The organism is Saccharothrix australiensis, assembly GCF_003634935.1.
Lineage (GTDB): Bacteria > Actinomycetota > Actinomycetes > Mycobacteriales > Pseudonocardiaceae > Actinosynnema > Actinosynnema australiense.
On sequence record NZ_RBXO01000001.1, the window covers coordinates 5,081,292 to 5,105,753 of the forward strand.

Annotated in this window: 19 protein-coding genes; 5 read left to right on the forward strand and 14 right to left on the reverse strand. The window is 75.2% G+C overall.

What is annotated here, in order from left to right; translation table 11 throughout:
* Nucleotides 1-4 precede the first annotated feature (4 nt).
* From C8E97_RS21535 to C8E97_RS21555, 5 genes are all read right to left on the reverse strand, one after another.
* Nucleotides 5-1,456, reverse strand: a complete 1,452-nt coding sequence (locus tag C8E97_RS21535; RefSeq protein WP_170211944.1) for an MFS transporter — start codon at nt 1,454-1,456, stop codon at nt 5-7.
* 98 nt (nt 1,457-1,554) lie between these two features.
* Nucleotides 1,555-2,760: a cytochrome P450 gene (locus C8E97_RS21540; RefSeq protein WP_121007316.1), complete on the reverse strand. Its 1,206-nt coding sequence runs from the start codon at nt 2,758-2,760 to the stop codon at nt 1,555-1,557.
* 2 nt (nt 2,761-2,762) lie between these two features.
* On the reverse strand, nt 2,763-4,238 hold the full coding sequence (locus C8E97_RS21545) for an NDP-hexose 2,3-dehydratase family protein (protein ID WP_121007317.1): 1,476 nt from the start codon (nt 4,236-4,238) through the stop codon (nt 2,763-2,765).
* Between the two features lie 35 nt (nt 4,239-4,273).
* Nucleotides 4,274-7,318, reverse strand: a complete 3,045-nt coding sequence (locus tag C8E97_RS21550; RefSeq protein ID WP_147455196.1) for a non-ribosomal peptide synthetase — start codon at nt 7,316-7,318, stop codon at nt 4,274-4,276.
* Nucleotides 7,319-7,323: 5 nt separating this feature from the next.
* Nucleotides 7,324-8,106, reverse strand: coding sequence for a hypothetical protein (locus tag C8E97_RS21555; protein WP_121007319.1), 783 nt, complete (start codon nt 8,104-8,106; stop codon nt 7,324-7,326).
* Between the two features lie 170 nt (nt 8,107-8,276).
* Between C8E97_RS21555 and C8E97_RS21560 the strand changes: the two genes are divergently transcribed.
* The gene (locus tag C8E97_RS21560; protein ID WP_121007320.1) at nt 8,277-9,398 is read left to right on the forward strand and encodes a nucleotide disphospho-sugar-binding domain-containing protein; all 1,122 of its coding nucleotides are present in this window, start codon (nt 8,277-8,279) and stop codon (nt 9,396-9,398) included.
* Nucleotides 9,399-9,976: 578 nt separating this feature from the next.
* Here C8E97_RS21560 and C8E97_RS21565 read toward each other — a convergent pair.
* Both C8E97_RS21565 and C8E97_RS21570 read right to left on the reverse strand, forming a co-directional pair.
* Nucleotides 9,977-11,443 (reverse strand): FAD-dependent monooxygenase, encoded by a 1,467-nt coding sequence (locus C8E97_RS21565; RefSeq protein ID WP_121007321.1) that lies wholly within the window; start codon nt 11,441-11,443, stop codon nt 9,977-9,979.
* Nucleotides 11,440-12,465 (reverse strand): class I SAM-dependent methyltransferase, encoded by a 1,026-nt coding sequence (locus tag C8E97_RS21570; protein WP_121007322.1) that lies wholly within the window; start codon nt 12,463-12,465, stop codon nt 11,440-11,442. Before C8E97_RS21570 ends, C8E97_RS21565 begins: the two co-directional genes overlap by 4 nt.
* Nucleotides 12,466-12,632: 167 nt before the next feature.
* Between C8E97_RS21570 and C8E97_RS21575 the strand changes: the two genes are divergently transcribed.
* Both C8E97_RS21575 and C8E97_RS21580 read left to right on the forward strand, forming a co-directional pair.
* On the forward strand, nt 12,633-13,649 hold the full coding sequence (locus C8E97_RS21575) for an acyltransferase domain-containing protein (protein ID WP_121007323.1): 1,017 nt from the start codon (nt 12,633-12,635) through the stop codon (nt 13,647-13,649).
* On the forward strand, nt 13,646-15,241 hold the full coding sequence (locus C8E97_RS21580; RefSeq protein WP_121007324.1) for an FAD-dependent oxidoreductase: 1,596 nt from the start codon (nt 13,646-13,648) through the stop codon (nt 15,239-15,241). Before C8E97_RS21575 ends, C8E97_RS21580 begins: the two co-directional genes overlap by 4 nt.
* A 177-nt stretch (nt 15,242-15,418) precedes the next feature.
* Here C8E97_RS21580 and C8E97_RS21585 read toward each other — a convergent pair whose 3' ends face one another.
* From C8E97_RS21585 to C8E97_RS21615, 7 genes are all read right to left on the reverse strand, one after another.
* A complete protein-coding gene (locus C8E97_RS21585; RefSeq protein WP_121007325.1) occupies nt 15,419-15,994 on the reverse strand; it encodes a YceI family protein in 576 nt (191 codons plus the stop codon).
* An 18-nt stretch (nt 15,995-16,012) separates the two neighbouring features.
* Nucleotides 16,013-17,638: an MDR family MFS transporter gene (locus C8E97_RS21590; RefSeq protein WP_170211945.1), complete on the reverse strand. Its 1,626-nt coding sequence runs from the start codon at nt 17,636-17,638 to the stop codon at nt 16,013-16,015.
* A gap of 47 nt (nt 17,639-17,685) precedes the next feature.
* Nucleotides 17,686-18,156, reverse strand: coding sequence for a hypothetical protein (locus C8E97_RS21595; RefSeq protein ID WP_121007327.1), 471 nt, complete (start codon nt 18,154-18,156; stop codon nt 17,686-17,688).
* Between the two features lie 124 nt (nt 18,157-18,280).
* A complete protein-coding gene (locus tag C8E97_RS21600) occupies nt 18,281-20,317 on the reverse strand; it encodes an ABC transporter ATP-binding protein (protein WP_170211946.1) in 2,037 nt (678 codons plus the stop codon).
* 83 nt (nt 20,318-20,400) lie between these two features.
* Entirely contained in the window at nt 20,401-20,778 is a 378-nt protein-coding gene (locus C8E97_RS21605) for a MaoC/PaaZ C-terminal domain-containing protein (protein ID WP_170212141.1), read from the reverse strand.
* A 5-nt stretch (nt 20,779-20,783) separates the two neighbouring features.
* Nucleotides 20,784-21,152: an FAS1-like dehydratase domain-containing protein gene (locus C8E97_RS21610; RefSeq protein ID WP_121007330.1), complete on the reverse strand. Its 369-nt coding sequence runs from the start codon at nt 21,150-21,152 to the stop codon at nt 20,784-20,786.
* A complete protein-coding gene (locus tag C8E97_RS21615; protein ID WP_121007331.1) occupies nt 21,142-22,158 on the reverse strand; it encodes a beta-ketoacyl-ACP synthase 3 in 1,017 nt (338 codons plus the stop codon). The genes C8E97_RS21610 and C8E97_RS21615 overlap by 11 nt, the downstream gene beginning before the upstream one ends.
* 146 nt (nt 22,159-22,304) lie before the next feature.
* Here C8E97_RS21615 and C8E97_RS21620 point away from each other — a divergent pair, with 146 nt between their 5' ends.
* Both C8E97_RS21620 and C8E97_RS21625 read left to right on the forward strand, forming a co-directional pair.
* Entirely contained in the window at nt 22,305-22,562 is a 258-nt protein-coding gene (locus C8E97_RS21620; protein WP_121007332.1) for an acyl carrier protein, read from the forward strand.
* A 250-nt stretch (nt 22,563-22,812) separates the two neighbouring features.
* Nucleotides 22,813-24,036, forward strand: a complete 1,224-nt coding sequence (locus C8E97_RS21625; protein ID WP_121007333.1) for a PP2C family protein-serine/threonine phosphatase — start codon at nt 22,813-22,815, stop codon at nt 24,034-24,036.
* Nucleotides 24,037-24,462 lie beyond the last annotated feature (426 nt).

Below are 24,462 nucleotides of genomic sequence, written 5' to 3' on the forward strand. Positions count from 1 at the left end.
CCGGTCATCCCTTCGCGGCCTCGGCCCGCCGGGGGTCCGCGGTGATCATCAACCAGGCCAGCGCCACCGCGGCGAGCACGATGCCGCCCGCCCAAGCCGCTGCCCGGGTGTAGCCGTGGACCGTGCCGACGACCGCGGGCACGTCCGGGTGCGCGGCGGCGAACGACGCGGTGGCGCTCGTCGCGATCGTGTTGAGCGTCGCGACGCCGAGCGAGGCGGCGATCTGCTGCGTCGTGCTGAGGAACGCCGACGCGACGCCGACGTCGGCGGGGTCGACCCCGCTGGTGGCGGTGTGCAGGCACGGGGTGGACACCAGGCCCATGCCCAACCCGAGCAGCAGCTCGGCGGGCAGCACCCCGACGGCGAACGAGCTGTCCGGCCTCAGCCCGACCAGCCACAGCACACCCGCGGCGGCCAGCGCGAGGCCGGGCGCGACGAGCAGGCGCGGCGCGGTGCGGGGCAGCCACCGGCGGGCGAGCTGCGTCGACGACACGATGATCGCGACCGTGAGCGGCAGCACGGCCAGGCCGGTCTCCACCGGCGAGTACCCCATGACCACTTGCAGCTGGTAGGTCAGGAACAGCGACGTGCCGAACAGCGCGAACATCGCCAGGCCGATCGACAGCGCCGCGCCCGCGCGGTTGCGGTCGAGCACCACGCGCAGCGGCAGCAGCGGGTGTTCGCGCCGCGCCTGCACCAGGACGAACACCGCCAGCAGCACGAGCCCGGCGGCGAGCGGGCCGAGCACCGCCGGGGACGCCCAGCCCAGCCCGCCCGCCGCGCCGAGGCCGTACACCAGCGCGACGACCCCGGCGCAGCCGAGCACCGCGCCGGGGACGTCGATCGGCCCGCCGCGGTGGGCGGGTACCTCGGGCAGCAGCAGCGCACCGCCGATCGCCCCGAGCACCGCCAGCGGGACGTTGATGTAGAGGCACCAGCGCCAGTCGAGGTAGCCGGCGAGCAGGCCGCCGGCCAGCAGCCCGAGCACGCCGCCGCCGCTGGCGACCGCGCTGAACACGCTGATCGCCTTCGCGCGGTCCGCGGGCTCGGTGAACACCGCGACGAGCAGCGAGAGCGTGGAGGGCGCGAGGATCGACGCGAACACGCCCTGCAGGGCCCGCGCGAGCACGAGCACCCAGCCCTCCGCCGCCGCGCCGCCGAGGGCGGAGGCGGCGGCGAACCCGAGCACGCCGAGCAGCACCGCCCGCTTGCGGCCCACCCGGTCGGCGACCCGGCCGGCCGGCAGCAGCAGGCCGCCGAAGGCCAGGGTGTAGGCGCTCACCACCCACTGGCGGTCCACATCGGACAGACCGAGGTCGCGCTGCGCCGAGGGCAGCGCGATGTTCACGATCGTGGCGTCCACCCCGACGATGAGCGCCACCAGGCAGATCACCACGAGGGCCCACCAGCGGCTGCGCACCGCCCGCGTCCCGGCCGTCGAGACCCCGCTCGCCATCACTCGCGCCCCTCTCCCGTGTCGGCTCCCGGCGGGACCGGAGGCCCTCTCGCCGGCGGAACTTACTTGCTGACAGGTTAGTAACACCTAGCCCGTCGTCAAGTAAGTTCGGCGTCCCACGCCACCGGCAGCGCGCGCACGCCCTGCACGTCGGCCGCGGGCTTGAGCACCAGGTCCGCCACGGGCGCCGCGAGCCGCAGCCCCGGCGGCCGCCGCAGCAGCGCGGCGAAGGCGATCTCCAGCTCGGTCCGGCCCAGGTGCTGCCCCACGCACAGGTGGATGCCGTGCCCGAAGGCCAGGTGCCGCGGCCCGTCGCGGCGGACGTCCAGGCGGTCGGGGTCGGGGAACACCGCCGGGTCCCGGTTCGCCGCGGCGGTCGCGACCAGCACCGCCTCCCCCGCGCGGATCGCCCGCCCGGCCAGTTCGAGGTCGGCCAGCGCGACCCGGCGGGTGACGACGTCGGTCACCGACAGGAAGCGCAGCAACTCGTCCACCGCCCGCGGCACCAGCCCCGGTTCGGCCCGGAGGGCGGCCAGCTGGTCCGGGTGCTCCAGCAGCGCCAGCACGCCGAGCGCGATGGTGTTCGCCGTGGTCTCGTGGCCGGCGGTGAGCAGCAGCAGCGCCATCCCGACCAGGTCGTCGCGGTCCAGTTCCCCGGCCGCCAGCGGACCGGCGGCCAGCTCGCTGATCAGGTCGTCGCCGGGATCGGCGACCTTGTCCCGCACCACGCGGTCGAGGAAGCCCAGCAGGTCCCGGACCGCCCGCCCGGCCACCTCCGGGTCGTCGGCCAGCCGCTGGCCGGTGCGGTCCTGGAAGAACCCGTGCTCGGCGTACGGCACGCCCAGCAGCTCGCAGATCACCGACGACGACACCGGCAGCGCGAACCCCGCGACCAGGTCGCCCGGCGACCCCGCCGCCAGCAGGGCGTCCAGCACGCCGTCGACCGCACGCCGGATGGCCGGGCGCATCCCCCGCACGCGGCGGACGGTGAACCGCGGCAACACCATCCGGCGGTGGACCATGTGCTCCGGGTCGTCCATCCCAGCGAACATCCGGAACCGCGGCCCGCCGGTGAAACCCGGCGCCAGGGCGGGGAAGTCGGGACGCGCGCGGTCGACCGACAGGCGTTGGTCGGCGAGCGCGGCGCAGGCGGCGTGGTAGCCGGTGACCAGCCACGCGGGCCGGCCGTCGAACAGGGTCACCCGCGACACCGGTCCGCCCTCCAGCTCCCGGTAACCGGGGGGCGGGTGGTACGGGCAGGCGCGGGGCATGGGGTAGGCGGGCGCGGTGGCCGGGTGGTCCATCGTCACGCCCCCGGTCCCGAGGCGGCCAGGCCGTGCAGGCAGGCGGTGAGGGTGCGCGCCTGGACGTTGACGTAGTAGCTGTGCCGGATCAGCCCGACGAGCTGGTGCAGGGTCATCCACCGGAAGCCGGCGGGCGCGTCCAAGCGCGCGGCGGCGGGCAGCTCGACCACGAGGTAGCGGTTGCGGGCGTGGAAGAACCGGCCGCCCTCCTCCGACAGCACGGTGTCGAAGCGGATGCGCTCCGGCGGCGCGTCGAGCACGTCGTCCAGGAACGGCGGGCGGGCCGAGGGCGGCAGCCGCGCGTAGTTCTCCGGCGTGCACTGCACCGTCGGCGCCAGCTCGACCTCGTCGAGGTAGCCGGGTTCGACGCGGGCGGCGACGAGCACGTGCAGCACGCCCGCGACCCGCTTGACCAGGAACGCCACCACGCCCAGCCCGCACGGGCGGATCAGCGGCTGGGTCCACGTCGCGACCTCGCGGTTGCCGATCCGCGCCTCGACGGCCACGACGTCGAAGAAGATCCCGTCGTCGTGGGTGATCGCGTCGGCGGTGACCCGCCAGCCCCGCACCCGCCGCAGCGGTATCGGCGTGGTCCGCACGCGGTCCGCCGAACGCGCGTCGGTGATCCAGCTCAGCAGTTCGGTCGTGGTGTGCAGGCCGCCCTCGTCCTCGCTCATCGAGCGCGCCACCGACGCGGTGAACCCGTCGGCCGCGGCGGGGAACAGCCCGGTGAGCCCGGTCCCGGCGAACGGCAGGCAGGACAGCACGGTGCGCGCGTCCATGTTGACCAGGTCCTCCTCGGCGAGCAGGCGGTGCAACTGCCCGACGGTGAGCCAGCAGAACCCTTCGCGCACCTCCACGTCCTCGTCCGGGCCGACCTCGACCACGACGTTGCGGTTGCGCTTGCGGTAGAACCAGGACCCCTGCTCGGACTGGAGGACGTCGGCGATCACGTGCCGCGCGCCGGGGTCGCGGAAGTACTCCAGGTACGGCACCGACCGGCCGCCGTGCACCTGGGTGTAGTTGCTGCGGGTCGCCTGCACCGTCGGTGACAGCTGGACGCCGTTGCAGTTGCCCGGCTCGACCTTCGCCTGCACCAGGCAGTGCAGGACGCCGTGGAACTCCTTGACCAGGAAGCCCAGCACACCGATCTCGGGTTGGTTGAAGATCGGCTGCGACCACTCGCGCACCGGGCCCGCCTCCGAGCTGACGCGCAGCCCCTCCACGGTGAAGAACCGGCCGCTGTCGTGCACGAGGTTCCCGGTGCCCGCCTCGAAGTGCCAGCTCCTCAGCGCGGCGAACGGGATCGGCCGCGCCGACCACGGCGCCTGCTCCCGGCACCGGTCGAGCCAGCGCGCGAACGCGGCGGCGTCGGTCACCCGGCCGTCGGTGGCCAGGGCCGAGGCCACCAGCCGCGGCGACGTCGTGGCGTCGACCGTGCGCAGCACCGGTGTGGCGCCGGTGGCTTCGACGACCATGCCTGCCTCCTCGGGGTGTGGTCCGGGTCCGCGGCTCAGCGCAGGCGCTCGGCGAGCGCGGCCGGGGTCGGGTGGGCGAACAGATCGGCCAGCGACAACTCGACGCCCAGCTCCTCCTCGACCCGCTGGAGCAGCCGGGCGCCGAGCAGCGAGTGGCCGCCGTGGGCGAAGAAGTTCGTCGACGCGGTGACGTCGTCCCGGTCCAGGGCCTCGCGCCAGAACCCGAGCAGGCGGGCCACCACCGGGTCGGCGGGCGCGGGTTCGACCGCCGGACCCGCGTGCCCGGCGCGCCCCTCCGCGAGCAGCGCGTCGAGCGCGCGGTAGTCGACCTTGCCGTTGGGGTTCACCGGCAACGCGGCGACCCGCCGGAACTCGGCGGGCACCGCGGCGGGCGGCAGCTCGGCCGAGGCGTGGCGCCACAGGGCCTCGGCCGGGTCGGCCTCGGATTCGGTCTCCACGAACGCGACCAGCACGCCGTCCGCGCCCGGGTCGCCCGCGGGCACCACGGCCGCGGCACGCACGTCGGGGTGGGCGGCCAGGACGGCCTCGACCTCGCCGGGCTCGACGCGCACCCCGCGCAGCTTCAGCTGGCGGTCGGCGCGCCCGCGCAGTTCCAGCGTGCCGTCGGGACGCCAGCGCCCGAGGTCGCTGGTCCGGTAGAAGCGGCCGAACCCCGGCCGGCGGCCGAAGCGCTCGGCGGTGAGCCGGGGCCGGTCGTGGTAGCCGAGCGCGACGCCGTCGCCCGCGATGCACAGCTCACCCGTCACGCCGACCGGCAGCGGGCGGCCGGCCGGGTCGGCGACGAACACGCGCGTGTTCGCGATCGGGCGGCCGATGTCGACGTCGCCGTCCGCGCCGATCCGGCGGCAGGTCGAGTAGATGGTGGTCTCGCTGGGCGCGTAGGCGTTGCGGACCTCGGCGCCTGCCCGGACCAGGCGCGCGGCCAGCGCCGGCGGGAGCGGCTCGCCGCCGCTGAGCAGCCGGCGACCGGCCAGTTCGCCCCGCAGGTCGGCGGCGACGACCCGCCAGGTGGTCGGGGTGGCCTGGATGACGCCCACGCGCCGGCGCACCACGACGTCGAGCAGGTCCGCGGCGCGGACCCGTGCCCGGTCGGGTGCGACGACGAGCCGGCCGCCGGTGGTGAGCGGGAGGAACAGCTCCAGGCTGGAGATGTCGAAGGTGAACGTGGTCAGCCACAGCGTGCCCTCGCCGGGCCGCGCCCCCAGCTCGTCGGCGAAGTGCGCGACGACGTTGGCCAGCCCCCGGTGGGTCAGCAGGCTCGCCTTCGGCTTCCCGGTCGACCCGGAGGTGTAGACCAGGAACGCGCACGAGCCCGGCTCGGGCGGGTGTTCCGACCCGGCTCCGGCGGCGTGCGCGGGCGGCTCCGGCACGGTGAGCGCGGTGACCGCGTCCGGCACGGCCACCGCGCCCGCGGTGAGCACCGCGCGGGCGCGGGAGTCCTCCAACTGGTACCGCAGGCGGGCCGGCGGGTGGTCCGGGTCGAGCGGGAGGTACGTCGCGCCCGCGCGCAGGACGCCGAGCGCGGCGGCGGCCAGCGCCGCGCCGCGGGGCGCGGCGAGGGCCACGACGTCCCCCGGCCGGACACCGGCGGCCCTGAGCAGGTCGCGCGTCCCGGTCGCCGCGTGCCAGAGGCCGGCGTAACTGGTGGTCCGGTCGCCCTCCTCGACGGCGACGGCGTCCGGCGTCGCGGCGACGCGCGCGGCGACCGCCTCGACGACGGTGGCCGGCTCGACCGGCCGGGCGGTGTCGTTGGCCGCGCCGATCACCGCGTGGTCGGCGGGCGACCACGCGGTGACCTCGCCCAGCGGCCGGTCCGGGTCGGCGGCGAGCGCGACCAGCAGGGCCTCGAACCGCGCCAGCAGCCGGTCGACGTCCTCCGCGTCGAGGGCGTCGGCGCGGTGCACGGCCCGCACGCGCAGGCGGTCGTCCGCGCTCGTCACGAAGAACTCCAGGTCGTAGCGGCTGCACCCGTTCTCCACGAGCACCGGCCGGGCGGGCATCCCGGCCAGGTCGAACTCCGCGAACCCGAGACCGGGCAGGTAGTTGAACAGGTGGCGGACCAGCGGGGCGCGCCACGGGTCGCGGTCGCGGGGCAGCTCGGCCGCCATCCGCTCGGCGGGCACGTCGGTGTGCGCGAGCGCTTCGAGGAACGTGTCCCGGCAGCGGCGGGCGAACGCGCGGAACCCGTCGGCCGGTTCGGCCGCGACCCGCACGGGCAGGACGTTGACGTAGTAGCCGACGACGCCGGCGCACCCCGGCGGTCGCACCCCGGCCGGGGTGCCGATGACCTGGTCGTCGCCCGCGCCGTGCGCGGCGAGCAGCACGTGGTAGGCGGCGAGCAGGACGGCCGCCTCGGGCGTGCGCAGCAGCGCGGTCAGCTCCCGGACCGCCCGGACCGCCGCCGCGGACAGCTCGCGGGTCCGCGCGCCGCCGTCCGCCGTCGGCACGGGCCCCGGCGCTCGGCCGCACCACAAACCGGACTCCGGCGGGCGGAACCCGGCGAGCAGGCCCCGCCAGAACGCCAGCCCCGCCTCGGAGGGCTCCCGCGGCGCAGGGGCGGGCACCTCGCCGGCGGCGGGCGCCTCGCCGGCGGCGAACGCCTGGTAGGCGGCGGCCAGCTCGCCGAGCACCACGTCACCGGACACGGTGTCGAACACCAGGTGGTGGACCACCAGGCAGAACACGTCGCCGTCGGCGCGGCTCAGCACCCCCGCGCGGACGAGCGGCCGTCCGTCCAGGGTGAACGGGCGCGCCACGAACGCGGCCAGCGCGTCCGGCACCGGCCCGTCGTGCGCGGGCAGCGATCGCGGGTGCAGCTCGACCAGGTCGGCGGGCAGCACCTGGCGTTCGAGCCGGCCGGGGCCCGCCACGAAGACGGTGCGCAACGCCGGGTGCCTGCGCAGCAGGTGGTTCACCGCCGCCGTCAGCGCGACCCGGTCGAGCCGCCCGTCCACGGCGAACACCACGGCGAGGTTGTTGACGCCACGCCCGGGCAAAAGCTGCTCCAGCAGCCACAGCGCCTCCTCGCGGGCGGTCGCCGCCGTGATCGTCGCGTCCACGGCGCTCACCCCTCGCCCAGCAGGCCGGCCACCGTCTCGGCGACGGCGGGGTCCCGCAACAGCTCGGTGTGCCCGCTGTCGAAGCGGAACCGCGCGGCGGAGGCGACCGGGTCGTCCGCGTCGGCGGAGCTGATCGTGACCGCGGACGACCACGCCGCGTCCGGGTCGAGCGTCGCCGCCGCGCCCAGGTACCCGACGAACGCCTCGAAGGTCGCGACGAGTTCGGCGCCGCGCCGGGCGGTGAGGCCGGCCCGCGCGAACGCGACCTCACCGGTGCGGCGGAAGATCGCGACCAGCGCCGAGCCGAACCCGGCGAGGTCCGGGCACGCGGCCCTGGCCTCCTGGGCCTCCTGTTGCGCAGCGGCGCGCTCCTCGGCCGACAGGACGGCGGCGAAGCTGTCGACCACCCGGTGGAACTGCCAGTACAACGCCGGTGCGGCGGGCTTCTCGGGATCGAGGAGGATCAGCTTGGGTGGGTCCTGCCACCGCTTGAGCCCGTCCGCGAGCGCGGCGGCGAACACGGCGCCGGCGCAGAACCCCAGCACGGCGCGGACATCCGTCCCGCGCTCCCGAGGCTCGGCGAGCCAGTGCGCGGTGTAGCCCGCCCCGTCGGGTGGGCAGGCGCCCGGCGCGGGCGGCAGGGTCTCCCACAGCGCGGCGCGCCCGCCCAGGCCGGCGGCGAGGTCGCCGAACCCGGCCTCTGGACGCCCGGTCACCGGGAAGTCCGCGGCCAGCACGACCTCCGGGCGATCGGCGCCCAGCACCCGCCACGCACGCAGCTCGACCATGGTTCTCCCCGACCGTCCGGACCATTTACCGCACCATCAACATATTTTCCGAGCCGGGTTCCGATCATCCCCTAACCGCCCCCTGGGGACCCCTGTCCGACCACGGGCCTTGACAACTCGGATAACCCGTCAGAAAACTGCACGCGCAGCACATCCTCAGTTTCGCCGGAATGGAGAGCGCCATCATGCGCGTGTTGTTCGCCGCCGTTCCCGCGGTCGGCCACCTGTTCCCGCTCGTCCCGCTCGCGTGGGCGTGCCGGGCCGCGGGCCACGAGGTGCTGGTGGCTTCCCTCGACGGGGCGGAGATCATCACCGGAGCCGGGTTGCCGCTGGTGAACGTCCACCCCGGACTGGCGATGTACGACGAGGTGCTCGGCCGGGCGGGCGGCGCGCGGCCCGACCTGCTGGCGCGCACGCGGGCGAGCGCGGGCGCGGACCGGGACGCCTTCGCGCGCCTTTTCGCGATGTTCAACGCGCGCGTCGCCGACGATTTTTCGGCACTCGCCGAGGAGTGGCGGCCGGATTTGGTGGTGCACGAGTACCTGTGCCCGGCCGCCGCCGTGGCGGCCGGGCGGACGGGCACCCCGGCGGTGCAGCTCGGCATCGGTTTCAGCCCGTTCCCGGCATTGCGCGCGGCGATGGCGGAGGAGCTTTCCGGGCTGCTGCCCGACGGCCCGTTCGCCGCGCTGCACACCGTTCCGCCGAGCATGGCGGGCCCCGGCGCGGCGGGAGAGGCGGTGCGACCGGTGCCCTACGACGGCGGCCGGGCGTTGCCGGGGTGGCTGCGGCGGCGGCCGGCCCACCCCAGGGTCGCGGTCACGCTGGGCACGGTCTCCCCGGTGATGAGCGGCCTGGACCGGGTTCGCCGCGTCGTCGCGGCGGTGGCCGGTCTCGACGTCGAGGTCGTCCTGGCGACCGGCGACACCGACCTGGGCCCGCTGGGCACCCTGCCGCCGAACGTGGTCGCGCCGGGCTGGGTGCCGTGGTCGGCGCTGCTGTCGACGTCCGACGCGGCGATCCACCACGGCGGCTCCGGCACGACGCTGGCCGCCCTCGCGGCCGGGGTACCGCAGTTGCTGCTGCCCGACGGCTCGGACCGGCACCTCAACGCCGACGCGGTGGTCGCGCGCGGGGCGGGGTGCCGGGCCGCGGCGGACGAGATCACGCCGGGGCTCATCACCGCCCTGCTCGCCGACGAGGACGTCCACGTGGCCGCGGGCGAGGTCGCCCGCGAGATCGCCGCGATGCCGAGCCCGGCCGGGTTCGCGGCGGGGCTGGACCGGCGGACCTGATGTCCGGGTCCACGCGGTCGGTGCCGGTCAAGGCGCAAGCCGCCTGAGGACACCCCGACCAGCACCCGTCCGCTCCCGCCCGGCGCGCCCGCTCCCGGCCGCGCGCCGCGCAGACCGATGGCCTCGTGTCCTCCCCGTACGGCCTGGGCGCAGCCCAACCGCGCTTGGTCGGTCGGGTCAAGCACGCTTTTCGCTTGACGCGACCGACCAAGGGTGGTTGCCTCCGGCAGGCCGTGCGGGGAGGACACGACCGCCTTTCCTCCTTGGTGGCCTCCCGGCCGCTTTTTCTCTTCGACCAACAGCGCGCAGTGGGACAAGTCGCCATCTTGACGACCCCGGCCCCAAACGCAGGTCATTCGTCAAAAAGAAAAGAACAGCGTCCTCGCCGGACCGGCAGGCCGCCAAGGAGGAGGAAAAGCGGTCGGCAGCGGCGCGGCTGAAGGCGGGTTGTCGCCACCGGAAATGCGGTGGGGTACCACGCGGTTGGTGCCTGCCAGGTGGGACCGGTCGGTCGCTGTGCGTCCGTGGCGAGGAATTCGCGCGTCGCGGGCGACCGGTGGCGCGCACGTCCACCGGCCTCAGGTCCCGAACCACCGCTCCAAAGCCGCGCGCGGCCCGTCGGAGCGCCCGTCGGTGGCGGCCCACGCGACGTACCCGTCCGGCCGGACCAGCAGCGCCGCCGCCGGCGGTGCGTCCGCGCGGGCCACGCGCACCTGGACGCGCGGCTCCCAGGGCCGTGCCGTCTCGGCGTGCGCGCCGCTCTGCGTGAAGTCCACCAGTACCCCGGTGCCCGCGCGCAGCAACTCGACCAGGGTCGTGTGGCCATCGGCCGATTCGAGCCGCAGGTCGGTCGCGAGCGCGCCGACCAGCGGGTGCGCGCCCTCCTCGCCGAGGTCCAGCCGCAGCGCCACCCCGGTGACCAGTTCCGCGAGGAACCTGTTGACCTCGGGGAACTCCAGCAGCCGCTGCACCAGTCCGCGCAGCGCGGTGACGTTGCGGTGCGGGTGCAGCAGCGCCAGCTGGGTGCGGCTGTAGTCGAGCACGCCCTCGGCGACCGGGTACCGCTCGGCCTGGTAGGTGTCGAGCAGGCCGGCGGGCGCGTGCCCGGCCACCTCGGCGGCGAGCTTCCACCCCAGGTTCACCGCGTCCTGGAGGCCGAGGTTCAGCCCGAGCCCGCCGTACGGGAAGTGGACGTGCGCGGCGTCCCCCGCCAGGAGCACCCGGCCCGCGCGGTAGCGATCGGCCTGCCGGCAGGTGTCGCCGAAGCGCGTGAACCAGGTCGGCTCCTCGATGCGCAGCTCGCGGCCCAGCACCCGGGTCACGGCCGCCGCGAACTCGGGCAGCGCCACCGGTGCGTCCCGGTCGGCGTGCGGTCGGTCGAACTCGGTGACCACGACCCGGACCTGGCCGTTGGGCCGCGGGTTGAGGTTCACGGTCCCGCGCCCGGTCCGCGTGATGCCCCGCCGCTCCTGCCGCATGGTCGGCAGCGTGCAGTCGCACAACATCCCCGCCACCGTGGCGTCGCTGCCGGGGAACCCGATGCCCGCGAGCTTGCGGACCGCGCTGCGCCCGCCGTCGCACCCGACCAGGAAGCGCCCGCGCACGCGGTAGGCGCCGCCGGGGCCGGCGACCTCGACGTCGACGCCGTCGTCGTGCTGGGCCAGCCCGGTCACCTCGTGCCCGCGCCGCACCTCCGCGCCCACTCGGGCCGCTCGCGCCGCCAGCACCTCCTCGACCCTGGTCTGCGGGACGTTGACCAGGTACGGGTGGTCGCAGTCGCGCATGGCCGAGAGGTCCAGCAGCGGCCACATCCCGGCGAAGGGCATCTTCGGCCAGGTGGCGCGCTCGTGCAGCAACCCGGCGAGCAGGCCGCGCCGGTCGAGGGTCTCCGCGGTCCGCGGGTGCAGGCCCCACGCCCGCGAGTGCTCGTCGCGCTCGGCCGCGCGTTCCAGCACGAGCGCGCCCACCCCGGCGAGCCCCAGCTCCCCGGCGAGCATCAGGCCGACCGGCCCGCCGCCCGCGATCACGACGTCGACGTCGCTCACGGCCGCTCCCCGGTGATCACGCGCAGCGGGAACCCCGGCCGCTCGTGCGCCTCGGTGGCGCCCAACCCGGCCGTGGCGAGCATCTTCCGGTACGCCGTCGGCGAGTGCATCTCCCCGCCCGCGGTCCAGCCGAGCATGAGCAGCCCGAGCAGGTGCGCGTGGTGGTCCTCGGCGGGCGGCCGGTCGCCGGTGGTGAAGCTGACGATCACCACCCGCCCGCCTGGCTTGAGCACGCCGGCCAGCCGGCGCAGCAGCTCCGTGGCCCGCCGCTGCGAGAACTGGAACAGCACGTTGCCGAGCAGGACCACGTCGTACGGCCCGCCGAGCGGCGCCTCGAAGGCGTCGCCGGGCAGGTGCGCCACGCGGTCGGCGACACCGAGTCGGTCGGCGTGGCGTGCCGCGACCTCCAGCACGTTCGGCCAGTCGAGGCACCACCCGCGCGCACCGGGGTGCCGCCCGAGCAGGGTGAACCCGAACAGGCCGTGCCCGCAGCCGACGTCGAGGACGGTCAGCCCCTCCCTCCCGCCCGCCCACGGGCCGAGCAGCTCGGCGACCCACTCGGCGCCCGGCTTGGTGGCGAACGTGAGGTGCTCGGCGAAGTCCACCCAGTAGTCGAAGCCCGGCGCCTCGGCTCCCGTCCCCAGCAGCGTGCCGCCTCGGCGCACCACCTCGGCCAGGTCGCGCATCGCATCCCACTCGTGGTCGCTCGCGGCGACCTTGACCACGCCGCCGCCGTAACCGGGGCTCGTGGTGACCAGCAACTCCGCCGCGCCGGGCGCGAGGGTGAACTGCTCGCCGGACACCTCCAGCAGTCCCGTCGCGGCCAGCGCGCGCAGCAGCACCCGCGTGGCGCGCGGGTCCGTCCTGAGGATCGCCGCCACGTCGTCCGGGTCGCACGGCCCGTTCGCGAGCGCGTCGAACACCTTCAGCTCGATGGCCGCGCGCAGCAGGTAGGTGGACTTGTAGGCGGTCATCATCTCCAGCAGCCGCTCGCGGGTGACCGCGTTGTCTCGGCTCGGCATACGGACTCCTTCGCGTAAGGCGCCTGCACAGCACGGCGCAGCCTGTCGAGCACCGCTCGAACCCGGTTCGACGGGGACTCGACGCGGGCCCTCGAGCGGAGGCCGAACGCCGGTCGAGCGGGCGGGCCGAGCCTGGGCCCGTCCCCACCCCCTCCCGGAGGAGCCCGATGGACGCGCCCCCGCCGCCCACACCGCCCGTCGCCCTGCTGCTGCCGGGGCAGGGCGCGCAGCAACAGCGGATGGGCGCCGGCCTCTACGGCGCCGACCCCGCGTTCACCGCCGCCATGGACGAGGTGTTCAGCGCGTTCGGCGACTTCGGCGTCGCGTTGCGCGCCGACTGGCTGGCCGAGGACCCGATGGAGCCCGTCGACGTGCCCACGCGCTCGCAGCCGCTGCTGTTCGCCCTCGGCTACGCGCTCGGCCGCATGGTGCTGTCGTGGGGCGTGCGCCCGGCGGCGCTGCTCGGGCACAGCATCGGCGAGGTCGCCGCGGCGGCGCTGGCCGGCGTGTTCGACCCGGCCGACGCGGCGGCGCTGCTGCGGCTGCGGCTGGACCAGCTCGCCGACGCGCCGGAGGGCGGCATGTTCGCGGTCGCGGCGGGCGAGGAGGACGTGCGGCCGTTCCTCGGCGGCGGCGTGGTCGTCGGCGCGGTCAACGGTCGGCGGCAGGTCGTGCTCGCGGGCCCGGCCGCGCCCTTGGCGCTGGCCGTGGAGCGGCTGCGCGCGGCCGGTCTCACCGGCACGCCGGTCCCGTCGACCCTCCCGTTCCACTCGCCCGCCCTGGCCTACAGCGTGCCCGGCTTCACCGAGGCCGCGCGGCGCGTCCGGCTGCGCCCGCCGCGGTTGACCGTGTACTCCGGCTACACCGCCGCGCCGCTCGGCGTCGAGGCGACCGACCCGGCGTTCTGGGCGTCGCACCCGGTGGCGCCGGTGCGGTTCTGGCCCGCGCTGGACGCGCTGCTCGCGACCGGCGACCACCTGCTCGTCGAGGCGGGGCCGGGGCTCGGCCTCGTCACCCTGGCCCGGCGGCACCGGTCGGTGCGCCCCGGCGGCAGCGCCGTGGCCGCGCTGCTGCCCGCGCGCGCGGGCGACCCGGCCGCCGACCGCGCCGCCGCCCGCGCGGTGGCCGACCTCGTCACCGCGGGCCGAGCCCGCGTCCCGTCCCTCCGGAGGAACTCGCGATGACCCGAACCGATCCCGACATCGACGTCCTGGTGGCGGGCGCCGGCCCGACCGGCCTGGTGCTCGCCCACGAGCTGCTGCGCCGCGGGGTGCGGGTGCGGGTGGTCGACGCCAAGGACGCCCCGGCCACCACCAGCCGCGCCGTCGCCACGCACCCGCGGACGCTGGAGGTCTACGAGCAGATGGGCGTCGTCGACGCGATCCTGGAGCGCGGGCAGCAGGTCCGGGCGTTCACGCTGTTCCAGGACGGCGGGCTGCTCACCCGGCTCGACGCGGACTACCGCCGGATGCCCACCCGGTACCCGTTCACCGTCTGCATCGACCAGGTGCTCACCGAGGAGGTGCTGCGGGACGCCGTGCGCCGGCTCGGTGTCGAGGTGGAGTGGGGTGTGCGGCTGGAGGACCTGGCGCAGGACGCCACGGGGGTGGCGGTCGGCCTCCGCGGTCCGTCGGGGAGGACCGCGACGACCCGGGTGCCGTGGCTGGTCGGCTGCGACGGCGGGCGCAGCACGGTCCGCAAGCGGCTCGGGTTCCCGCTGGTCGGCGAGACCAGCGAGACGTGGCTGATCGCCGACGCGGACCTCGACGTCGACCTGCCGCGCAACAGCATCTACTGGGTCCGCAACCGCGGGCTCGCGTTGATGATGGCGCCGATGAGCGGGCAGCGGCGGTGGCGGCTGCTCGACACCGCCGCCGCCGACCTCGGCGCGGACCCGGAGGAGGTGGCGCGGCGGTTCGCCCGCGAGCTGTCCGCGGGCCTGGGCCGCCCGGTCGGGGTGGGCACCCCGAGCTGGGTGTCGGTGTTCACCTTCCAGCAGCGGATGATCCGCCGGATGCGCGACCACCGCTGCCTGGTCGCGGGTGACGCCGCCCACGTCCACAGCCCGGCCTCGGGCCAGGGCATGAACACCGGGGTGCAGGAGGCGTACAACCTCGCCTGGAAGCTCGCGATGGTCGTGCGCGGCCAGGCGCACGAGGCCGTGCTGGACACCTACTCCGCCGAGCGCGTCCCGGTCGGCGAGGCGCTGCTGCGCTCGACGAGGACGGCCACCGGCCTGATCCAGCTGAAGAACGCGGCGGCCTCGCGGCTGCTGCCGGTCGTGTTCGCCGTGGTGCGGCGGGTGGCGCCGCTGCGCGGCCGGATCCAGCGCAAGGTGCTCGGCGGGGTGTCGGGCCTGAACCTGCGCTACGCGCCCGGCCCGCTGGTGCGCGCCGGCGGCGAGGGCCGCGGTCCGCGCCCCGGCGAGCGCGTCACGAACGTCCCGGACGCGGTCACCGGCGGTCCCGCCTGGGCGGCGCTCGCCGCGCGGCTGCGGGAGCCCGGCTGGGTGCTGCTGCTCGGCCCCGCGGCGACGCCTCCCGGCGCGCTCACGCCGGACTGGCTCACCGCGTGGACGGTCGGCCCGGACGGCGCCGGTGCGATCGCGGACCCCGGCGGGACCCTGGCCGGCGGGCTGGGCCTGGGACCGCGGGCGTGGCTGCTGGTCCGCCCGGACGGCTACGTGTGCGCCAGGGGCGACCGGTTCGAGGCGGTCGCGCTGGACCGGATGCTCCGGGACGCCGGGCTGGTCACCACCGCGCCCGCCACCCGCTGACGTCCGCCCACCGCGCACGGGCCGCTCCCGGCGCGGTGGCGCCCGTGCCGTCCCGCCAGGGGGAGCGCCCGGCTCCCGCGTCGCGGGGGCCGGGCGCTCCCCCGAGGCAGGGGACCCGGGCGAACCGGTTGGGGGATGCCGGTCGCCCGGGTCCGGGGCAGGTGGGCCCGTGCGGCGTCAGGAGCCGGGAGGTTCCTCGGTCGCCCGCACCGCCTCGATCTCCAGGTGCACCGCGACGTCGGTGCCCACCAGGACTCCACCCGAACCGAGCGGGACGTTGAAGTCCAAGCCGAAGTCCCGCCGGTCCAACGTCACGTCGGCGACGAAACCGATCCGCTGCGCCCCCCAGGGGTCGATGCCCAGGCCGGTGTGCTCGACGGTCAGCTCGACGGGTCGGGTCCGGTCCCGCACGGTCAGCTCGCCCGCCACCACGGCCGAGGACGGTCCGGTGAGCCGGACGCCGGTGGAGGCGAACCTGATCGCGGGGAAGTTCACGACGTCGAAGAACCCGCTGCCGCGCAGGTGCTCGTCCCGTGCGGGGTTGCGGGTGTCGAGCGTCGTCGTGTCGATCTCGGCCACGACCGACGACGCGGCGGGGTCCTCGGCGACCGTGATGGCGCCGGTGAACGCGGAGAACCCGCCGCGGATGCGCGCCATCATCATGTGCCGCACGCTGAACGACACGTCGGAGTGCCCCGCGTCGATGCTCCACACGCCGGTGAGGAGCCCGGCGGGGGTGGTCTCGGTGGTCATGCGCTGTGTCCCTCCGGTCTAGTGCTCTTGCCGCGCCGCTTCGGGCCGCGGCGCGGTTCCGCCGACGCCTCCCGCCGGACCGGCGGTCGACGCGGGCGCGTCGGCGGGGTGCGTCGACCCGGACGACGGGGGTCCGGTGCGGGCGGGCGGGGGCTTGGGCGGGCCGACGCGCAGCGGGATGTCCTCCATGACGGCCAGCGCCGCGAAGGCGAGGACGCCGCTCACCAGGCCCAGGACGGCGATGGTGCTCCCGATCGTGCTCGACATCAGTTCCGGGTCGGCGACGCCCGGCGCGCCGGCCCCGGTGAGGCGCTGGGCGAACAGCGTCTGACCCGCGGCCAGGCCGATGGTGCCGCCGAGCTGCCCCAGCAGCACGAACCCGCCCGTGGCGCTGCCGACGTCGGCGCGGTCGACCGAGCTCTGCGCGACCATCGAGATGCCGCCCATCGACGGACCGAGGCCCAGCCCGACCAGCACCAGGAACGCCGAGGTGGTCCACAGCGAGGTGTCCGCGTCCAGCAGGGCGAACAACCCGGTCACGACGGTGAGCAGCCCGGCCGCGGCGACGAGCACGGCCTTGGCCCGCCCGCGCCTGACCACGACCAGCGAGGTCAGCCGGTTGCTCGCCACCAGGCCCGCCATCACCGGCAGCAGCAGCAGGCCCGAGGTGGTGGCGTCGTGCCCGCGGACCTGCTGGAAGTACAGCGGCATGAACAGCACCGTCGGGAACATCGCGACCCGGAAGAACAGCCCGGCCACCGTCGCCGACAGGAACGTCCGGTTGCGCAGCATGTGCAGCGGGAGCACCGGGGCGCCCGCGCGCCGCTCCACCCGCACCAGCACGACCAGCAGCACCAGGCCGAGCGCGAGCAGCCCCGCCACCTGCGGGCTCCACCACGGCAGGAGCGTGCCGTCGACGACCGACGCCTTGTTGCTCAGCCCGAGCAGCACCAGCGACACACCGGAGATGAGCAGCACGACGCCGGGGACGTCGAACCGGCCGGTGCGGTGCTCCACCTTCTGGTGCGGCAGCAGGACCGCGAGCACGCCGACGATCACCACGCCGATCGGCAGGTTGATGAAGAACGCCCAGCGCCAGGTGGCGTGGTCGGTGAGGAAGCCGCCGATGAGCGGGCCGCCGAGGAAGCTCAGCACGAGGTTCGCCGCGAGCAGGCCCTGCAGACGGACCACGGTGTGCGGCGGGTAGAAGTCGCGCAGCAGGGTCGCGCCGAGGGTCAGCAGCGCGCCCGCGCCGATGCCCTGCACGGCGCGGAAGAAGATCAGCGCGACCATCGACGTGGCGAGGCCGGACAGCAGCGATCCGACGAGGAAGATGGTCAGCCCGGTCAGCAGCAGGGGTTTCCGGCCGTAGAGGTCGGAGAACCGGCCGTACAGCGGCACGGTGACCGTGGACGTCAGCAGGTAGGTGGTGACGATCCAGGTGTACATCGCCTCCGTGCCGTGCAGGTCGGCGACCACCTGCGGCATCGCGGTGCCGATGACGGTCTGGTCCAACATGCTCAGCGCGATCCCGGCCAGCACGCTCAACGTGATCGCCCAGCGCGAGCGGCTGCCGAGCGCGGCGAACCGCTGCTCGACCACCGCGGAGACGCCGCCGGTGTCCGCGGGTTTGCCCGTGGTCATCGCCCTTCCCTCCTCGTTCCCGCTCGACACGCGTGACGTGCCGGCTCTCATCGACCTCGGTCGTCCGTTCGACCCGGCCGGCGTCGGCGTTCTTCCGACGCCGACGCCGACGGCGGCTCCCGGCGCACGACGTCCCAGGCCAGCAGGTTGGCCGGCAACCCGCCGCCGCGCCGCTTGCCCTCGGCGACCAGCTCGAACCGCCGCCGCGCGGGCGTGCGCGTGACCCCGAGGGCGCTCGCCAGGTCCTCCCACGACCCCGGTCCGCCGCCGTCGCGCTCGTGGGCGACGCGCACGGCGTGGAGCAGTTCGTCCTGCACCCCGGACAGCCACCTCATCAGCTCGGTCAGCGCGACCAGCTCCCCCAGCGGGTCCCGGCCGGCCACCGCGCCGGGGTCCGCGCCGGTGCCCGCGACCGCCGGGTCGCGCCGGGCGGCGTAGACCCGCGCCGCGACGTCGAAGGCCACCTGGAGCGCGACCGCGTGCCGGCCGCCGTCGTGCAGCACCGCCGGCCAGGTCACCTCCCGGCTCTCCGCCGCCCGATCACCCCGGTCCGCCGGTCCGCCCCGGCGGGGCGGCATCGCGGGGGAGCTGCGCGGGCGGGGTGCCGGCGGGACCGCCCCCGGCTCGCGGGCGCCCACGCCGTCAGCCCTTCCGCCGGGCGTCGACGACCCCCGGACCGGCCTCGGACCCCGGCCCGGTGTCGGCCTCGTCGACGTAGGCCGACGCCTGGAGGGTGAACAGCTCGGCGTACCCGCCGTCGAGGTCCATCAGCTCGCGGTGGGTGCCCTCCTCGACCAGCCTGCCGTCGTCGAGCAGCAGGATCCGGTCCGCTTGGCGCACGGTGGAGAACCGGTGCGAGATGTAGAGCGCGGTCCGCCCGCTGGCCAGCGTGCGCAGCCGGGCGAACAGGTCGTGCTCGGCCTCCGCGTCCAGCGCCGACGTCGGCTCGTCCAGCAGCAGGATCGACGCCCGGCGCAGGAAGGCCCGACCGAGCGCGACCTTCTGCCACTCGCCGCCGGAGAGGTTGACGCCCTGGTCGAACCAGCGGCCCAGCGGCGAGTCGTAGCCCCGCGGCATCCGCTCGATGACCGCGTCGGCCCCGGCCTGGCGCGCGGCCTCCTCGATGCGCGGCCGGTCCTCCAGGTGCGCGATGTCGCCGAGGCCGATGTTCTCGGCCGCGGTCGCCTGGTAGGTCACGAAGTCCTGGAACACCGCGGACATCCGCGACCGCAGCTCGTCGGGGTCGACGTCGCGGATGTCGACACCGTCCACCAGGACCCGCCCCCCGGTCGGCTCGTACAGCCGGCACAGCAGCTTGAGCAACGTCGACTTGCCCGCGCCGTTGCGCCCGACCACCGCCACCGTCTGCCCCGGCCGGATCTCGAAGCTCACGTTCCGCAGCGCGGGCCGGTCCGCGCCCGGGTAGGTGAAGGACACGTCGTCGAACACCACGTGGCCGCGCAGCGGTTCGGGCAGCGGCACCGGGCGCTCCGGCGCCTTGATCTTCACCGGGGTGTTCAGCAGCGCGTACATCCGGTCCAGGTAGAGGTTGTTCTCGTACATCTCCGAGAAGTTCGAGAACAGGCCCTGGATGGAGGTCTGCACCGAGTTCGCCGCCTGCGTGTACAGCGTCAGGTCGCCGAGCGTGAGCCGGCCGACCACCGCCTGCGCGGCGACGTAGAGGTAGGTCAGCGAACCGGTCAGCGTGGTCAGCGACGTCCACACCGCGCCGACGGCGTTGCGCCGCACGGTGACCGCGCGGACGCGCTCGTACCACGTGCGCGCCAGCAGCCGGAAGCGCTCGACGAAGTAGTCGCCGAGACCGAAGACCTTGACCTCCTTGGCGTAGGTGTCGGTGGTGACGAGCGTGGACAGGTAGTGCATCCGCCGCTTGACCGGCGAGCCCCACAGCGCCACCACGAACGCGCGCCCGCTGTAGCGCGCCTGGGAGATGAAGGCGGGCACCGGCGCCAGGACCGCGACCAGCGCCAGCCACGGGTTCATCTGCGCCAGCAGGACGATCATGCTGGCGAACGTGACCGACGTCTGGACGAGGCTGAACGCGCCGTTGACCATGAACAGCGGGCGCGTGGGCGCCTCCTCCTGCGCCTGCCGCAGCAGGTCGTACGACTCGGAGCCCTCGTAGAAGGACAGGTCCAGCCGCGCGGAGTGCTCCATCACCTTGATCTGGATGACCTGGGAGAGCCGTTCCTGCAACAGCTGCTGGCAGCCCTGCCGCAGCGCGCCGAGCGCGGTGTTGCCCAGGTACAGCAGGAACTGCACCGCGACCAGCGCGACGATCTTCTGCATCGACGTCAGGTGCGGGTCCGGGAAGAACGGCACGTCGAACGTGACGTCGTCGGGGCGGCCGGCGCTGTGGATCTGCACCGCCGCGACGACGGTGTCCAGGGTCAGCTTCACCAGGTACGCGGTCGCGGCGGGCAGCGCTCCGGTGGCCACCGAGGCGACGCCGAGCCCGATGGTCAGCCCCGGCCCGGCCTGCCAGGCCAACGAGAACACCCGCGGCAACGCGGCGAACGTCCCGGCGGCCGTGCGCCGCCACCGCGCCACCCGCTCGCGGAAGGCCACCTTCCGCTCCGCGCCGATCTCGTCCGGGATCGTCGCCGGGCCGGTGAGCCCGCTGTCCGGGACGTTCGACGCCCCCTCTTCGAACGGCATCCGCCTCAACCGCATCGGTCCTCCGCCAACGCCCGCGCGCACCCAACCAGTAAACTATGACATATAAGATTTGACCTGTCACATCACCTCGCCACGGCCGCCGTCACCCGCGCCACGGGGCGCCCGCCGGCGCTCACCAGCAGCTCCACCACGCGCCTGCCGTCCGGCTCCACCGAGGTGACCGCGCCCTCGACGGTCAACTCGGCGGGCACCGCCACCGGCCGCGTGAACCTCGCCGAGACCTCGCGCACCACCCCGGCGCCCGCCCCGTCCGCGACCGCGCGCAGCACGTGCGCCAGCACCAGCAGCCCGTGCGCCACCACGCCGGGCAGCCCGGCCGCCGCGGCGGCGGTCGGTTCCCGGTGGATCGGGTTGTGGTCGCCGGACGCGGCGGCGTAGCGGGCCACGTCGTCGTGGTCGAGGCGGACGACGAAGGTGGGCAGGGCGTCGCCCCGCGACATCGCGGTCACCGGGCCAGCACCAGCGTGGTCACCGTTCGGCACACCGGCTCGCCCGCGGCGGTGGACACCTGCCCGCGCGCCAGCACGACGGTGCGGCGCGCGACTTCCTTCACCGACTCCAGGCGCACCGAGACCGCGAGCCGGTCCCCCGCCCGGATCGGGCGCTCGCAGGCGAACTCCTGCTCGCGGTGGACCACCCCGGACGCGCCGAGCCCGGTGGCGGGGTCGGCGAGGAGCCGCTGGAGCACGCCGAGGACCAGGGCGGCGGCGAAGGTCGGCGGCGCGACCGGTCCCGGCTCCGCTCCGACGGCCGCGGCGAACGCGTCGACCTCGGCGCGGTCGGCCTCGTGCGCCTCGTGGCGCTCAGCGGGCACCGGGGCCTCCGGGCAGCATCGCGACCTGCCCGGCGTAGTTCAGCCCGGCGCCGAAGCCGAACAGCAGCGCGGGCCCGTCGACGGCGGCGCCCGAGCGCACCAGGCGCTCCATCGCCAGCGGGATGGACGCCGCGGAGGTGTTGCCCGCGGACACCACGTCCCGCGCCACCACGACGTGCCCCGGCAGGCCGAGCCGGTCGGCGAGCACGTCGATCATCCTGGTGTTGGCCTGGTGCGGGATGAAGGCGGCGAGGTCGCCCACGGAGAGCCCGGCGGCCTCCACGGCCTTGAGCGCCGCCGGAGCGACGTTCTCCACCACCCACCGGAACACCCGCCGCCCGTCCATCCTCATGGCGGGCGGTTCGCGGGACGGGTCGGCGCGGAACTCGTCCCACGTGGTGTTCATGCGGAGCGCGTCCCGCTCGCCGCCGTCGGCCCACCGCACGACCGGGCCGATCGCGGGCACCGGCGACGGGCCGACGACGACCGCGCCCGCCCCGTCGGCGAACATGAAGGCCACCGAGCGGTCGGCGGGGTCGATGATGTCGGTCATCCGCTCGGCACCGACCACGAGCACGTGCCGGGCGCTGCCCGCGCGCACCATGTCACCGGCCACCGCGAGCGCGTGGCAGAAGCCGGCGCACGCCGCCGAGAGGTCGAACCCGGCCGCCGCGGACGCGCCGAGCCCGGCGGCCACGAGCACGGCGCGCGGCGGGGTCTGCACCAGCACCGACATGCTGGCGACGACCACGCAGTCGAGCTGCCCCGGCGCGACCCCGGCGTCGTCGAGCGCCGCCCGCCCGGCCGCGACGGCCATCGCGCACAGCGTCTCGTCGTCGCCGGCGAACCGCCGGGTCCGGATGCCCGAGCGGGTCTCGACCCACTCGGGGGTCGAGTCCATCCGGGCGCACACCTCTTCGTTGGTCACGACGCGCCGGGGCCGGTACGCCCCGACGCCGAGTATCCGCGCGTGCTCCGGCCGGGGTACGGCGAGCTGCTCGATCACACCAGGTCCTTTCGCCGCGACCACCCTGGGCCGCGCGGCTCGAACCCGGGCGGAGAACCGCTGGAACCCGCCTCCGGACCCCCTCGACCGCGCTTCGAGCCCCACCTCGAAGGCTGGGCGGCCACCGCGCCTGAAGGGACACCACCATGATCACGCTGACCATCACCGACTTCGGCCGCATCGTCGAGTCCTGCGTCGGCACCGGCAACGTCGCCGCCCTCGACACCGCCGCGCTCGACACCGAGTTCGCCGACCTGGGCATCGACTCGCTGGCGGTCTACGAGATCGTCACCCGGCTCCAGGACGAACTGGGCGTGCGGATCAGCGACGACGAGATCGAGCGGCTCACCACTCCCCGGGCGTTGATCGCCTTCGTCAACGAGGGCCTGGCGGCGGACGTCTGACCACACGCGACGGACTTGTCCGGCCGCGTCGAACGGAAGGCCGCATTCCACATCACGTGAACTCCGACACCACGCCGTCCGCGAGCGGGCCGGGGTCCGGGAACGCCCTCTTGTTCCGGGGCCGGCGGATTTCGGCTCGCCGCCGTTCCAGGTACCCTTTTGTGAACTGGACCGACACCGACCTACACGGCGCCCGTCATGTGCTCGCGCTGTCCGCTCGGCACACGTGATCAATGGACGGGGTTGACGGATGGACGATCGGGAGGATCCCGCGACACGGTTGCGGGTGCTGGAGGCGGTCACCGACGGCGCGCTCCGGGAACTCGACCTGGACAAGGTCTTCGACGTGCTGCTGATGCAGGTGCGCGACCTGTTCGCGGTGGACACCGTCACCGTCCTGCTGACCGACGTGGACGGCGGGCACCTGGTGGCCAGGGCGGCCTCCGGCCTGGAGGAAGAGGTCTTCCAAGGTGTCCGGATACCGGTGGGCGTCGGCTTCGCCGGGCAGGTCGCGCAGCGCCGGGAACCGGTGCAGATCTCCCACGTCGACGCATCCACCGTGGTCAACCCCCTGCTGTGGCAGCGGGGCCTGCGGACCCTGCTGGGCGTGCCGATGGTGGTCCACGGCGACCTGGTCGGGGTGCTGCACGTCGGCAGCACGACGCCCCGCCGGTTCACCGACGCGGAGGTCGAGCTGCTGCAACTGGTCGCCGACCGGCTGGCCACGGCCGCGCACGTGCACCGGTCGCGCTCCGAGCGGGCCGCCGCCGCGATGCTGCAGGAGAGCCTCCTGCCCGCGCACCTGCCCGCCACCGAGGGCTGGGAGATGGCCGCCCGCTACGTCCCCGGCACCGACAGCGGCGTCGGCGGCGACTGGTACGACGTGTTCCCGCTCCCCGACCGGCGCATCGGCCTGGTGATCGGCGACGTGGTGGGCAGCGGGCTGGCCGCCGCGGTGGTCATGGGACGGCTGCGCAGCGCGCTGCGCGCCTACGCCCTGGAGTTCCCCTCCCCCGCCGACGTGCTCGGCAAGCTCGACCGCAAGGCCAGCCACTTCGAGGCCAACACCATGGCCACGGTCGCCTACGCGGTCATCGACCTGCCCACCTCGCGCGTGGAACTCGCCCTGGCCGGCCACCTGCCGCCCGCGCTCGCCGTGCCGGGACGGCCGACCGCCTTCGTCGACGCCCCGCTCGGCCCGCCGATCGGCTACCACCTGGGCGTGGAGGGCCGCCGCGCCACGGGCGTCGACCTGCCACCCGGCGCACTGGCCGTCCTGTTCACCGACGGCCTGGTGGAACGCCGGGGGCAGGACCTGGACGACCGGTTGGACGCACTGCGCCAGGCCGTGTCCCCGGCCGCACCGGAAACCGCCTGCACCCACATCATGACCACCCTGGTGGGCGACCGACCAGCCACCGACGACATCGCCCTGCTGGCGATCCGGCACAGCCCCACACCCGACCGGCCCTGATCACCCGAGCACGTCTTTCGGGCACACGATCCGCCACCACGCCGGCGGCCGAACCCGCGACACGGTCGAACACCTGGTTCCACACGCTCGCCGCACCGACGAGAGGCCGACCGAGCCGAGGTTTCAGGCGTCGGCCGGCGCACCGCCTCCGGGCAAGCACAGCTGTCGTCACGGAGCCGACTCTTCACTTTGTCCAAAGTGGACAGGATCTCGGCCGCCGGCTTCTCCGGCGTCGGCGCGTCCAACCCGCGCACCCGGTCGGTGACGACCTCCGCCGGCAACTCCAAGCCCCGGTGGCGCACCAGGTCCGCGACCTCGTCCACGTCCGGGAGCCACAGCCGCGCGGTCCGGTCCCAGGAGCCGGCGGCCGGCACGCCGTCGCCGAGCGGCACCGCCGACACCGGGCCGCCTCTTCCCGAGCGACGG